Source organism: Methylobacterium sp. WL6 (assembly GCF_008040095.1).
Lineage (GTDB): Bacteria > Pseudomonadota > Alphaproteobacteria > Rhizobiales > Beijerinckiaceae > Methylobacterium.
In genome coordinates this window covers 1-12,243 of record NZ_VRVH01000131.1, presented here as the reverse complement: position 1 = coordinate 12,243, position 12,243 = coordinate 1, and the positions used below count along the sequence as shown (strand labels likewise).

The 12,243-nt window shown below is 72.0% G+C and carries 13 protein-coding genes and 1 pseudogene; 4 read left to right on the top strand and 10 right to left on the bottom strand.

What is annotated here, in order from left to right; all coding sequences use genetic code 11:
• From FV230_RS16770 to FV230_RS16745, 6 genes and pseudogenes are all read right to left on the bottom strand, one after another.
• Nucleotides 1–674, bottom strand: a pseudogene (locus FV230_RS16770) (hypothetical protein); the annotation flags it as partial.
• A gap of 51 nt (nt 675–725) precedes the next feature.
• Nucleotides 726–1,598 (bottom strand): DUF1206 domain-containing protein, encoded by an 873-nt coding sequence (locus FV230_RS16765; protein ID WP_246694889.1) that lies wholly within the window; start codon nt 1,596–1,598, stop codon nt 726–728.
• Complete coding sequence (locus tag FV230_RS16760) at nt 1,595–1,936, bottom strand: hypothetical protein (protein ID WP_147843203.1); 342 nt, start codon at nt 1,934–1,936, stop codon at nt 1,595–1,597. The genes FV230_RS16765 and FV230_RS16760 overlap by 4 nt, the downstream gene beginning before the upstream one ends.
• 24 nt (nt 1,937–1,960) lie before the next feature.
• On the bottom strand, nt 1,961–2,527 hold the full coding sequence (locus FV230_RS16755) for a Uma2 family endonuclease (protein ID WP_147843202.1): 567 nt from the start codon (nt 2,525–2,527) through the stop codon (nt 1,961–1,963).
• A gap of 74 nt (nt 2,528–2,601) precedes the next feature.
• Nucleotides 2,602–3,162, bottom strand: coding sequence for a Uma2 family endonuclease (locus FV230_RS16750; RefSeq protein ID WP_147843201.1), 561 nt, complete (start codon nt 3,160–3,162; stop codon nt 2,602–2,604).
• 71 nt (nt 3,163–3,233) lie between these two features.
• Complete coding sequence (locus tag FV230_RS16745) at nt 3,234–4,691, bottom strand: saccharopine dehydrogenase NADP-binding domain-containing protein (protein WP_147728458.1); 1,458 nt, start codon at nt 4,689–4,691, stop codon at nt 3,234–3,236.
• A gap of 376 nt (nt 4,692–5,067) precedes the next feature.
• On the opposite strand from FV230_RS16745, the gene FV230_RS29750 reads away from it, so the two are divergent.
• The 4 genes from FV230_RS29750 (at nt 5,068) to FV230_RS16730 (ending at nt 10,071) form a co-directional block, all read left to right on the top strand.
• A complete protein-coding gene (locus FV230_RS29750; protein ID WP_187275527.1) occupies nt 5,068–5,238 on the top strand; it encodes a hypothetical protein in 171 nt (56 codons plus the stop codon).
• 109 nt (nt 5,239–5,347) lie between these two features.
• The gene (locus FV230_RS16740; protein WP_147843200.1) at nt 5,348–6,028 is read left to right on the top strand and encodes an invasion associated locus B family protein; all 681 of its coding nucleotides are present in this window, start codon (nt 5,348–5,350) and stop codon (nt 6,026–6,028) included.
• 83 nt (nt 6,029–6,111) lie between these two features.
• The gene (locus tag FV230_RS16735; RefSeq protein WP_243935627.1) at nt 6,112–6,501 is read left to right on the top strand and encodes a hypothetical protein; all 390 of its coding nucleotides are present in this window, start codon (nt 6,112–6,114) and stop codon (nt 6,499–6,501) included.
• Nucleotides 6,502–6,657: 156 nt separating this feature from the next.
• Nucleotides 6,658–10,071: a tetratricopeptide repeat protein gene (locus tag FV230_RS16730; protein WP_147843199.1), complete on the top strand. Its 3,414-nt coding sequence runs from the start codon at nt 6,658–6,660 to the stop codon at nt 10,069–10,071.
• A gap of 120 nt (nt 10,072–10,191) precedes the next feature.
• On the opposite strand, the gene FV230_RS16725 is transcribed toward FV230_RS16730, so the two are convergent.
• The 4 genes from FV230_RS16725 to FV230_RS16710 form a co-directional block, all read right to left on the bottom strand.
• Complete coding sequence (locus FV230_RS16725; protein ID WP_147843198.1) at nt 10,192–10,539, bottom strand: DUF6883 domain-containing protein; 348 nt, start codon at nt 10,537–10,539, stop codon at nt 10,192–10,194.
• Nucleotides 10,536–10,787, bottom strand: a complete 252-nt coding sequence (locus tag FV230_RS16720) for a DUF4926 domain-containing protein (RefSeq protein WP_147728581.1) — start codon at nt 10,785–10,787, stop codon at nt 10,536–10,538. The genes FV230_RS16725 and FV230_RS16720 overlap by 4 nt, the downstream gene beginning before the upstream one ends.
• 63 nt (nt 10,788–10,850) lie before the next feature.
• Complete coding sequence (gene fliP / locus FV230_RS16715) at nt 10,851–11,696, bottom strand: flagellar type III secretion system pore protein FliP (protein ID WP_281408301.1); 846 nt, start codon at nt 11,694–11,696, stop codon at nt 10,851–10,853.
• Nucleotides 11,693–12,243: lysylphosphatidylglycerol synthase domain-containing protein (locus FV230_RS16710; protein ID WP_187275526.1), on the bottom strand; the 551-nt coding region annotated here is incomplete at its 5' end. The genes fliP and FV230_RS16710, both read right to left, overlap by 4 nt.

Sequence of the window (12,243 nt, the reverse complement as noted above, 5' to 3'; positions counted from 1 at the left end):
GGCGTTCTTTCGGCCGAGGCCTGCCTTCGATGATGCCGTCCCGCGCCGCCGCATCGCTTCGCCGAGGCTCCATCGCCGCCGAGCACGGCGACCTCGCGCATCGTCTGCCCGGCCTCGTCGGCGCGCGGCGAGAGGATGCCCTTCGGCGCGAGCTTGCGCACCGAGCCGGATTCGATCGCACGCAGCAGCGTCTCGATGTCGGCACCGCGGCCGAGCAGCAGCGTCGGAACCGTGGCCGAGCGCGCGCTCGACTGCTTGGAGCGGGCGTATTTCAGGTAGCGGAAGGCGAGGCGCGTGCCGCCGAGCAGGAAGATCTGCAGCACCCAGTACAGGACGATGGCGATCTTGCCGAAGAAGTAGAACCCGTACAGGTCCGACGAGACCAGGACGTAGTCGAGCACCAGCAGCCCGAAGGCGAGCACGCTCGCGGCGCGAACGATGCCGGCGAGATCGGGCAGAGAGGCGAAGCGCCACTTGGTGCGGTAGAGCCTGAACCGTCCGTAGACGAGGCCGGCGACGACGAGGAACGGCGGCAGCAGGACGGGAAGCGCGTGCACGCGTTCGGCGAGGGCGTCGCCGGTGAAGCGGAACACGAAGGTGAGGACCACGGCCAGCGCGGTCGCCACGAGATCGTGGACCACCATCACCGCGGTCTTGTAGGTGCGCTGCTGCATGATGTTCCGCGGCGGTATCGGCTCCGCCTCGGGCGGTGTCAACGCGATCGGTCAGCCGGTCGGGCGGACGGCCCGCGCCACCGCGTCGTCGGCCTGGTCGATGTCGGGCGCGTCGATCCGGCGATAGCGGGCCTGGATCAGGCCGAAGGCCCCGAACGCCACGTGGCCGGCCGCGACGATCGCGAGCAGGATCCGGCCGTAGGGCTGGGCGCGCAGGGCCTGGAACGCCCCGGACAGGCCCTTCACCTCCGACGAGGCCTGATACCAGGCCGCGACGACGACGAAGCCGCCGATGATCAGGAATGCGATGCCGCGGGCCGCGTAGCCGAACCGGCCGACCGGCTCCGCCCAGGCCTGGCGCGCCGCATCGAGGGCGAGGCGCTCGGTCACGTCGCCGCGGACGGCCTTGACCAGGAAGCCGACGCCGCCGCCAGCGACGCCGAGGCCGATCAGCGCCACGGCGAAGCGGCCGAAGGGTTTGGCCAGCAGCCACGCCGTCCAGTCCTGCAGGCCGTCGCCGTCCGACTGCAGGCCGAGCCCGAGTGCGAGGCTCGCCGCCGTGAGCCCGAGGCCGGCATAGATGCCGGCGCTGACGAGGTGGGCACCCCGCACCACGAGCCCCTTGGGCGAGGTGCCGCGTCGGTCGGCGTCGGTCACCGCCTCGACGAGGCGCCAGGCGGCGAAGCCCCAGAGCCCGAGGGCGATCAGGCCGACGATCCAAGGACCGAGGGGTCCGAGCAGCACGAAGCGGAGCGCGTTCTCGCTGTCGCCGGCCTTGCCGCCGGCCCCGACCGCCGCGAGCACCGCCAGCACGCCGACGACGCAGTAGACCGCGCCGCGGGCGCAGAACCCGAAGCGCGCCAGCCGCTCGATGGTGTTGCGCCCGGCGAACGCGGTGGACGGACCGGGGGCCGAGCCGGTCACGCCGGCTCGCGCTGCGGCTTCCCGGCCAGCGCCACGTAGAACCCGAGCCCGTCCCCGGCCGGGAGCGTCTGCAACCTGTCGACGAGGCCGCGGCGCTTGGCGTCGAGCAGCAGGCGGCCCACCGGTTGGAACAGGGTCTCGCCGCCGCCCTCAGGCGGCGGATCGAGGCGGATCGCCACGGTCTTGCCCTTGGCGAAGCGGCTCCGCTCCAGCATCTCGTTCAGCGACGCCTCCGCGGTCGCCCGGTTGGCGCCGCGCAGGTCCATCACCGATTCCGCATCGGTGACGCCGAGGCCGCCGCGCAGCTTGTCGGCGTAGAAGTCTTCGAAATGGGGCAAGGGCTGCGACCTGGTGGGTGTTGGCTAGAACGACAGACCGGCGAAGACGGTTGCGACGGGCAAGGCGCTGCCGAATTCGGGAAGCTCGATCGCGCCGTCGAGGCCGAGCGCCTGCTTGCGCCAGGCGTCGCCCTCCTGCCGGCGCCAGACCTCCACCCGTGGCTCGTCCTGATACACGATCAGGAAGACCTGCAGGCTCTCGACGGCACGGTAGAAGTCGGTCTTGCGGCCGCGGTCGGCGCTCATCGTCGAGGGGGACAGCACCTCCGCGACGAGGACGGGATCGGACGCGTAGCCGTCCGGCAGCATCGGGCCGCAACGCACCACCACGTCGGGGATCGGCGCGAAGTCGTCCATGTCCCGGCTGACGACCGCGATGCCGGGGACGACGCGGCAGCCCCGCACATCGGCGAGGTCGCCGAGGCGACGGATGAGGTTGGAGACGATGGTCTGGTGCCGCTCGGTCGGTGGCGACATCAGCACCGGTTCGCCGTCGAGCAGTTCCCAGCGCTCGTCGTCCGGGCGGCCGGCGACCCAAACCCGGTAGTCCGGGACGCTCATGCGGTCGTCCCGCTTCGCCGCGACTGCCATGCGGGCCTCTCCGAACTGCCTGGGCGAGCGTACCATAGATGGGTCCGCCCGCGACCGGCGTCAGCCGCGGGCGTTCAGAATTCCACCCGGGCGTAGATGTCGGCTGCAGTGAGCGTGCCGCCGAGCTCGGGCAGGTCGATCACGTCGCCCCGTCCCAGCATCCGCATCGCCCATCCGGCGTCGCGCCGCCAGACCTCGGCCCGGGCATCGTCCTGATAGACGATCAGGAAGACCTGCAGCGCCGCGACCGTGCGGAAGACATCGGTCTTGCGGCCGCGATCCATGCTCATCGTCGAGGGGGACAGTACCTCGGCGACGAGCAGCGGGTCGCGGGTGTAGCCGCCGCGGGGCAGCGGGCCGCACTGGACCACGATGTCGGGGATCGGCGCGAAGTCGTCCATCTCCGCGCTGAGCACGGCGAGGCCGGGGAGGGCGCTGCAGCCCCTGCGCTCGGCGAGTTCGTCGAGGCGCCGGACCAGGTTCGCGACGATGCGCTGGTGACGCCCGCTCGTCGGCGACATCAGCGTCGGTACGCCGTCGAGCAGCTCCCAGCGCTGGTCGTCCGGCTTGGACGCGACCCAATCCTGGTATTCGGCGACGCCCATGCGCGCGTCGCGTCGTCGGGCAACGGCCATCGCGGCCTCCTCCGGTGAGGCCGCGATGGTAGCAGTCCGGGGCCGGTCTGCAACGGCGCGGACGCTCGGGTTCAGCCGTGCACGAGCACGTTGCGGAACTGCCAGGGGTCGCTGGCGTCGATGTCCTCCGGGAACAGGCCCGGGCGGCCGGCGAGCGGCGTCCAGTCGGTGTAGACGCCGACGACGGGGCCGAGATACGGGGTCTGGACTTCGAGGCAGCGGCGGAAGTCCATCTCGTCGGCCTCGACGATGCCGGCCTCGGGGTTCTCCAGCGCCCAGACCATGCCGGCGAGCACCGCCGAGGTCACCTGAAGGCCGGTGGCGTTCTGGTAGGGCGCGATCCGGCGCGTCTCCTCGATCGAGAGCTGCGAGCCGTACCAGTAGGCGTTCTTTTTGTGGCCGTAGAGCAGCACGCCGAGCTCGTCGATGCCGTCCTCGATCTCGTTCTCGTCGAGGATGTGGTGCTTCTCCTGCACCTTGCCGGCATTGCCGAACATCTCGTGGAGCGACAGCACGGCGTCGTTGGCCGGGTGGTAGGCGTAGTGGCAGGTCGGACGGTAGGCCGCGCGCTCGCCCTCGAGAACCGTGTAGTAGTCCGAGATCGAGATCGCCTCGTTGTGAGTCACGAGGAAGCCGAACTGCGACTGCGCAGTCGGGGTCCACGAGCGCACGCGGGTGTCGGCGCCGGGCTGGAGCAGGTAGATCGCGCAGCGCGAGCCCTTCTCCTGCTCGCGGGCGTTCTCGGGCATCCAGGTCTCGTGCGTGCCCCAGCCGAGCTCGGCTGGCTGGTTGCCCTCCGAGACGAAGCCCTCGACCGACCAGGTGTTGACGAACACGCCCTGCGGCTTCGGATGCTTGGCGCGCTGGGTGTCGCGCTCGGCGATGTGGACGCCCTTGACGCCGACCTCGCGCATCAGCGCGGCCCATTCGGCTCGGGACTTCGGCTCGGGCGTGGTCACGCCGGTGTCCTTCGCGATGTTCAGCACCGCCTGCTTGACGAACCACGAGACCATGCCGGGATTGGCGCCGCAGCACGAGACCGCGGTGGTGCCGCCGGGGCTGGCGGTGCGCGCGTCCAGGATGTCCTGCCGCAGCGCGTAGTTGGTGCGGTCGCCCTGGCTCTTCTCCTTGTCGAAGTAGAAGCCCGGCCACGGCTCGGCGACGGTGTCGATGTAGAGGGCGCCGAGCTCGCGGCACAGCTCCAGGATCGCGCGCGACGAGGTGTCGACCGAGAGGTTGACGCAGAAGCCCTGGCCGCCGCCCTCGGTGAGAAGGGGCGTGAGCACGTCGCGATAATTCTCGCGGGTCAGCGCGACCGTCTCGAAGCGCAGGCCGTGCTTGTCGGCGAGAGACCGGTGCGAATCATCCGGATCGATCACGGTGAAGCGGGCACGGTCGTATTCGAAATGGCGCTCGATGAGCGGAAGCGTGCCGCGACCGATCGATCCGAACCCGATCATCACGATGGGTCCGCTGATGCGGCCGTGGATCGGCCCTCTGTTCGGCCCTTGGTTCGGCGTGTCGGTCATGGCTCGGGCGGTCCTTCGGATGTGCGCGGCGCGCAGGGGCGGCTCGGGTTAGGCGGCCGATGTGACGATGGGGCGACAGGCCGGGCTCGTCCGCGAACGGACGTCCGCGACGGCCCCCCGGCCCGGGCGCCGATCCCGGTCGGCGATTGATCGCGGCGCAGGGTATGTCCGGCCCTAGTGCCGCCTCGTGCCGTGAGGGTCAACCGCGCAACGCCCGCGCGGCGAGCAGAGTCGTTGACGAAGTGTTGCCGCGGCATGCGATGACTGCATGCGAGCCCCACCAAACCTCATGTTGCGTGCATCGCACAACGCTCTCATGCTGCACTGCGAAATCGACCACGATCCGTGCCGGATCATCGATCGAACGGAGTCCGCCATGCTGTCCGTCCTCACCGCCCGCGTTCCGGCACCCGCCGACGAGCCGCAGGACCGCGATCCCGGTTTCCTGACCCTCGCCTTCACGGTCGTGCGGGTCCTCCGGCGCGAGGGCCGCAGCGCCTTCGAGCGGCGTTGCGCCCGCGCCGCCGAGACGCTGCCGCACGCTTGATCCTGTTGCGGCGCCGGTCGAATCCACCGGCACCGGATTGCGCAGCCTCGGCTTGACCGCTAGGCGGCTTCCTCAACGCCACATCGGCCGGGGGGGGGCCGTTCTTCGCATGTCGCCGATCCGCGCATCCCGCCGTCCCGCGATCCTCGCCGCCGTCCTGATCGCGCTGTCGATCGGCACAGTCCCGTGCGCCGCACAGGAAGAGGCGCCGGAGGCTCAGCCCGAGGCCGCGCCGAAGGTCAAGCCGAAGCCGCGCCCGCCCGCGCCGAAGCCGGCCCCGAAGGCGACGCCGGCCGCCCCCCCTGCCGCGCAGGCCGTGCCTGCCAAGACCGCGGCGGTCTGGCCGGCCGGCGCACTCTCCATCACCGAGAATTACGGCGACTGGACGCTGAGCTGCAGCCGTGCCGAGCCGGCGACGTCGTGCATGCTGATGCAGTCGCAGGGGGACAACAAGACCGGCAAGCGCCTGTTCGCCTTCGAATTGCAGGCGCCCAAGGACGGGCGGTCCGAGGGGCTGATCCTCATGCCGTTCGGCCTGGCGATCGACCCGGGCATCACCTTCAAGCTCGACGACGTGGTGCTCGGCAAGGGCGCGCCCTACATCTCGTGCGGGTCCGAGGGCTGCCTGGTGCCGATCAGCTTCCCGACGCTCGCCACCGACGCGATGCGGACGGCCAAGACCCTTCAGGTGATCGGCGTGAAGTCCGGGACCAACGATCCGCAGCCGATCGCCGTGCCGCTCGGCGGGTTCGCGCCGGTCTGGGACCGGGCGATCGCCCTGAGCAACTGACGCGCGGCGACCAAGGCGACGCGCGGGACATCGACCCGCCGCGCCACGACACCGGCGAGCGAGACGACGAGGAGAGGCCGAGCATGCGCGACCCGATGATCCTGGCGGCCCTGCTCGCCTGCCTCGCCAGCCCGCTCGCGGCGCAAGAGTCGAGCCCGCCCGGTGCGCCGCCGGACTCGATGCCCGACGCACCGCCGATGGACAAGAAGCGGGTCATGGCCGCGCGGCTCGCCGGGCTGGTCGGCTTCGCCAACACCTCGTGCCCAGACATCCAGGGCGATCCCGCGCTGCTGAAATCGGCCGTCGAGCGCCTCGGGATCGATCCGCAGGACCTGGAGCAGGGCGAGCTGGCGGCGATCTCGCGCTCGTATGTCGAGACCTATCGCAAGGACGTTCCGGCCAATTGCCAGCGCGCGATCGAGACGTTCGGCCCGTCGAGCCGAATCGTCCCGAACCTGATCGTCAAGCGCTGAGCGTCGCGCGGCCGCCCATCGAGAATGCCGTTGGGACGTCGGCGGCGACCACAATTAAGCGCACGTTAGCCGCAATCCGGCAGTGTCGGCCCTCAGCGGCGTCGGAGCGTTGCGTCCCTCGTCCGGGGCGCCCGCCGCCCCAGGTGTGGCGTATCGATGGGCGCGAGGCTTGAGACGGGACCAGGGGTCCGCCGCACGCCCCGCAGCGCGGGCCTCGCGCTCGCCGTCCTGATCGGCCTCGGGCTGCCGGCCCAGGCGGCGAAGCTCCTCGCCGTCGCCGGCACCGATGCGCAGGGCTATGCGCGAATCGCCTTCACCTTCGACAGCGCGGTCTCGATCAAGGCGCGGCTCTCGAACGGCGTGCTGGTGCTCGGCTACGGCGAGCGGACCGAGGCCGGGCCGGAGCGGCTGGTCTCGCAGCTGCCCGATTACCTCACCGCCGTCCGGCGCGATCCCGACGGCAGCGGCCTGCGGCTCGCCCTGCAGCGGACCGTGCGCGTCAACGTGCAGGACGCCGGCGAGAAGGTCTTCGTCGACCTCCTGCCCGAGAGCTGGACGAGCCTGCCGCCGCCGCTGCCGCCGGAGATCGTCGCCGACCTGGCCCGGCGTGCGCGTGCCGCGGAAGCGATCCTGAAATCGCGCAACCCCGCACCCGTGCGCCGGCCCCTCGGCGTCGAGGTCGCGAAGCTGCCGACGCTCACCCGCCTGACGGTGCGGCTGCCCGAGGGCGCCGAGGCGACCGTCGGCCCGGAAGGTGGCGCAACGCGGCTGCGCATCCTGGGGGCCTACAGCTTCGACCTGTCCGAGACCCGTGGCCGGCTGCGCCAGGACATGGCCCGCCTGACCGCGTCGGCCGACGATGCTTCGGCCGGGCTCGTGGTGGCGGCGGGCGATGCTTTCACGGTCTCGACCGACCGCGACGACGACACCGTGGTGTTCGACATCGTCGCCAAGAAGGACGCCGCCGCCAAGGCCGAGGCGGCTGCCAGGGCGGAGAAGGCTGCCAAGGCCGAAGCCGCGACCAAGGCCGAACCTGCGACCAAGCCCGAACCCGCGAGCAAGGGAGAGCCGCCGAGCCGGGTCGCGCCCAGGACCGGGGATGCCAAAGCCTCCGCCACGGCCGATGTTCCGGCGGCCGCCGGACCACCGGGCACCGCGGCGCCGAACCGGCCACCGGCGCCCGAGCCGTCCGAGCGGCAGGCCGGGTCCGGCCTCGTCTTTCCGTTCGCCAAGCGCCCGGCGGTCGCATTGTTCGAGCGCGGCGGGGTCGCGACCCTGGTCTTCGAGACCGGCGAGCCGGTCGCCCTCCCGACCGGCGGGTCGGGCGGCCTGCGCGCCCTCGGCGAGCCGGTGCGGACGGGTGCGCTGACGGCGTTGCGCTTCGCCGTCCCGGCCGGGACCTTGCTCGATCTCGTGCCGGTGCGTGCCGGATCCGCCGCCGGCGCCTGGGAGCTGACCGCGGGGGACGACCTCGGCCCGAGCAACACCCTCGCGCCGACGCGCCTGCCCGACGCCGCCGGGCACGGGCGCGTCGCGGTCGGCCTGCCGCAACCCGCCAGCGCGGCATGGCTCGATCTCGACGGCGAGCGCATCGCCGTCGTCACCGCGCGCGGCTGGAAGCCCGCCGGCATCGCGAAGCGCCAGCGCTTCGTCGATTTCGAGCTGCTGCCGAGCCGCTTCGGCCTCGCCGTGCTGGCTCAGGCCGACGACCTCACCGTGCGTCCCGACCTCGACGGCGTGGTCATCGGGCGCGAGGGCGGCCTCGCGGTCTCGTCCGTGGCGCGGCCCCCCGAAGCGCCGCTCGCCGAGGCCTCGAACCTCGCGATCCAGCGCGAGCCCTGGGAGCAGGCGCGCCTCGGCGACGTGCGCGAGACGATCCGGGCACAGTTCGGCGCCTCGATCGCGGCGTCCGCCGGAACGCGCGGCCCGCTGCGGCTCACCCTCGCGCGCACCCAGCTCGCCAACGGCCTCGCGCCCGAGGCCCTGACCACCCTCGACGCGGCCTCGGCCGACGACCCCCTGGTGGCGAGCGGCCGCGACACCGCGATCCTGCGCGCCGCGGCGCTCGCCGCGATCGGCCGAAATGCAGAGGCGCGTCGGGTGCTCGCGACCGAGGCGCTGCAACGCGATCCCGAGGCAGTGCTGTGGCGCGCGGTCGCCGACGGGCAGGCGGGACGCTGGCACGACGCCGAGGCCGGCTTCCAGCGGACTTTGCCGGTGATCGAGCGCTACCCGCTCGCCCTGCAGGCGACGATCCGCACGCTGGCGGCCGAATCCGCGCTCGAGACCGGTGACCTCGACACCGCATTGCAGCGGGTCGCGCGGCTCGCGACCGCCGAGCCGACACCGTTGGAGCGGGACCGCGTCGCCCTGGTCCGGGCCCGCGTCGACGAGGCGACCGATCGGACCAAGGCCGCGCTCGACGCCTACGATCGCCTCGCCGAATCGGGCGAGCGACCGGCGGCGGCGGCGGCGGCTCTGCGCGGCACGCTGCTCGCGCGCGAGACCGGCAAGATCACTCCCGACGAGGCGATGGACCAGCTCGAGCGGCTGGCGATCACCTGGCACGGCGGCGAGATCGAGAACGCGATCACCGCCGGGCTCGCCCGGCTCTACATGGCGGCCGGGCGCTATCGCGACGCCTTCACCGCCGTGCGGGCCGCCGATGCCATCGGCTCCGATGCACCCGAGACCCGGGCGCTGCACGACGAGGCGATGGCGCTGTTCGACGAGCTGTACCTCTCGCCGCGGGGCGATTCGCTCAGCGGGATCGACGCGGTGGCGCTGTACTTCGACTTCAAGGACTTCGCGCCGATCGGGCGGCGGGGCGACGCCGTGGTGCGTCGGCTGGCCGAGCGGCTCGTCGGCCTCGACCTGCTCGATCCCGCCGCCAACCTGCTCCAGTACCAGATCGACAACCGCCTCACCGGACCGAGCCGATCGAGCGTCGCGACGCAGCTCGCCTCGATCCGTCTCATGGACGGCAAGCCGCTGATGGCGCTGGAGGCGATCGAGGGAACCTACCTGCCCGAGCTTCCCCGCGACCTGCGCCGCGCCCGGTCGCTGCTGCGCGCGCGCGCGCTGTCCGACCTGTCGCGGACCGATCTCGCGCTCGAGACGATCGAGGGCGAGGCCGGCCCGGACGCGGCGCGGCTGCGGGCGGACATCCTGTGGTCGGCGCGGCGCTGGCGCGAGGCCGGGGAGGCGCACGAGGCCCTGCTCGGTGACGCGTGGCGCTCCGGCAAGGTGCTCGACGACGCGGCCCGCGCCGACGTGATCCGCGCCGGCATCGCCTACGACCTCGCGGTCGAGCCGATCGGGCTCGAGCGGCTGAAGGCCAAGTTCTCGGATGCGATGGCCGACAGCGCCGATGCCCGCACCTTCGCGCTGCTGACCAGCGCCGACGCGACCAAGAAGCCGGGGTTCCGCGAGATCGCCCAGAAGGCGACGAACGCCGAGACCCTGGCGGCCTTCCTCGCCGAGTACCGCAAGCGCTACCCGGACGCCTCGCTCCCCGCCCGCGGCGAGCCCGAGAAGCGCGCGGACGGGCAGGCGACGCCGCCGGGCTGAGCATCGTCGGACCTGGCGGTGCGGCCTCGCCGGATGGCGATGCGTCCGCCGCATGCATTCGTCATCGGAGCGGTTGCCGTGATCGCGGCCTTCGCTTCGTCGGGTCGATGGGCGAAGGCATCAGCGCATCAGCGGCACCGCGGTGATGAGGCGCCAAGCGATCGCCGCTTGTTGCTGCCAGACGACGCGGACGCGCGGGCGCCGTCCATCCGGGGCAGCGATCGGCCCCTCGACGACGAGGCGCACGCGACCGTCGACCTGGACCAAGCAAAGGGCTTCCGTGCCGTAGAGCGCGTCGGCCTGTACCAGCAAGGCTCGGCCGAGCTCTTGCGGCCGGGACCGATCGAACCCGAAAGACAGGAAGAAGCGCGCCTTCGGGCCGCCTGTCGGATGTTCGGGGTTTAGGAGGTAATCGACCAGCTTGCCGTCCGGAATCTCGAGGACCGGCCACCAGCCTTCGTCGATCAAGGAACCGAGCGCCCCGTTCGCACGAGCTGCGCTGCCTCGACGGTGGCGAGCGCGCCGGGTGGTTCCGGGAACTCGACCTCGTAGGCCTCGCCGGCCCCCCAGACCGCGACCACGGTTCCCGCGGCGCCGGCCGGGATCATGTCGCCGTCCATCGTCACGACACTGGCAAGCACGCGCACGTCGTCGAGATCCCGCAGCGGAGCGCCGGGATCGGTCCGCCGCATGAGGTGGATGGTGTCGACCGACATGGGCTCAGGATGGGCCGCGCCGGGCGGCTCGTCAATGTGAGCTTTCCGCGAACGAAGCCCGCGTCAGCTTCCCCCGTAGCTCTGCACCAGCGATCCGGCGACGAGCGTCCAGCCGTCGACCAGCACGAAGAAGATCAGCTTGAACGGCAGCGCCACGGTCGCCGGCGGCACCATCATCATGCCCACCGCCATCAGCACGGAGGCGACCACGAGGTCGATGATCAGGAACGGGATGAACAGCAGGAAGCCGATCTCGAAGGCGCGGCGCAGCTCCGAGATCATGAAGGCCGGCGTGACGATCTCGAGGCCGACCGCCTCGGGCCCGGAGGGCACCGGCACCTTGGCCATGTCGAGGAACAGCTTCAGGTCCTTCTCGCGGACGTTCTTCAGCATGAACGCCTTGAACGGCGCCGACGCCCGCTCGAAGGCCTGCCCCTGCGTGATCTGGTTGGCGAGCAGCGGCTCGATGCCGGCGCGGTAGGCTTCGCGCCCGGTCGGCGCCATCACGAAGGCGGTAAGGAACAGCGCGAGGCTGACGATCACCGTGGTGGGCGGCGCGGTCTGGGTGCCGAGCGCCGAGCGCAGGATCGACAGCACCACCACGATCCGCGTGAACGCGGTCGCCATCACCAGGACCGAGGGCGCCAAAGCCAGCACGGTGATGAGCGCGACGAGCTGCAGCGCGCGCTCGCTGGCGCCGCCCGCGCCGAGATCCACGGTGAGGCTCTGCGCGGCGGCCGGACCCGCGCCGAGCGCGAGCGCGAAGACGGCGAGCCCGAGACGGCGCGGGATCCGGAAACGAGAATGGATGTCGGCGGGCTTCATGGCGGCGGCACCCTGGGGCGGGTTCTCGGGCCGTGCAAGCCTGGAGGACGGGTCGAGCCTTGCGGACGGGCCGCGCGCGCTCATGGCGTCGGCGAGCCCACGGTGCCGCGGCGCGATTCGAGGTTCTGCCACACGATCAGGGAGGGCAGGCCGAGCACCACGTCGGGGACGCGCTTGGCGAGCGACAGGGCGATGGCGGTGCCGGGATCGATGCCGAACAGCGCGCCGACGATCACGAAGCCGCCCTCCTGCACGCCGAGCCCGCTCGGGATCGGGAAGGCCGCCGACTTGATCGCCTGGCTCAGGGCCTCGATCACCAGGACCTCGGGCACGGTCACGCCCTCGACGCCGATGCAGGCGAGCACGATGGCGATCTCGGCCGCGCCCAGCGTCCAGGCGAGGGCGTGCAGCAGGACCGATTGCAGCAGCCGCAGGCGCCGTCCGCGGCCCCAAACCGCATCGAGCGCATCCTGCACGCTGCCGCCCTCGCAGCGGGCCGGCTCGGCCTCGCGCACGAAGCGCCGCGAGAGCGCGCCGAGCTTGCGCTCGACGAAGCGCGCCGCACCCGTGCGCTGGAAGGCGAAGAAGGCGGCGAGCACGAGGCCGGCGACCGCGAGCGCCCGCAGCACCC

Coding starts and splice junctions, on each gene's coding strand:
- FV230_RS29750 (WP_187275527.1), top strand. CDS start 5,068: ATGCTGTCCGTCCTCACCGCCCGCGTTCCGGCACCCGCCGACGAGCCG.
- FV230_RS16745 (WP_147728458.1), bottom strand. CDS start 4,691: ATGACCGACACGCCGAACCAAGGGCCGAACAGAGGGCCGATCCACGGC.
- FV230_RS16735 (WP_243935627.1), top strand. CDS start 6,112: ATGCGCGACCCGATGATCCTGGCGGCCCTGCTCGCCTGCCTCGCCAGC.
- FV230_RS16755 (WP_147843202.1), bottom strand. CDS start 2,527: ATGGCAGTCGCGGCGAAGCGGGACGACCGCATGAGCGTCCCGGACTAC.
- FV230_RS16730 (WP_147843199.1), top strand. CDS start 6,658: ATGGGCGCGAGGCTTGAGACGGGACCAGGGGTCCGCCGCACGCCCCGC.
- FV230_RS16740 (WP_147843200.1), top strand. CDS start 5,348: ATGTCGCCGATCCGCGCATCCCGCCGTCCCGCGATCCTCGCCGCCGTC.
- FV230_RS16750 (WP_147843201.1), bottom strand. CDS start 3,162: ATGGCCGTTGCCCGACGACGCGACGCGCGCATGGGCGTCGCCGAATAC.
- FV230_RS16720 (WP_147728581.1), bottom strand. CDS start 10,787: ATGTCGGTCGACACCATCCACCTCATGCGGCGGACCGATCCCGGCGCT.
- fliP (WP_281408301.1), bottom strand. CDS start 11,696: ATGAGCGCGCGCGGCCCGTCCGCAAGGCTCGACCCGTCCTCCAGGCTT.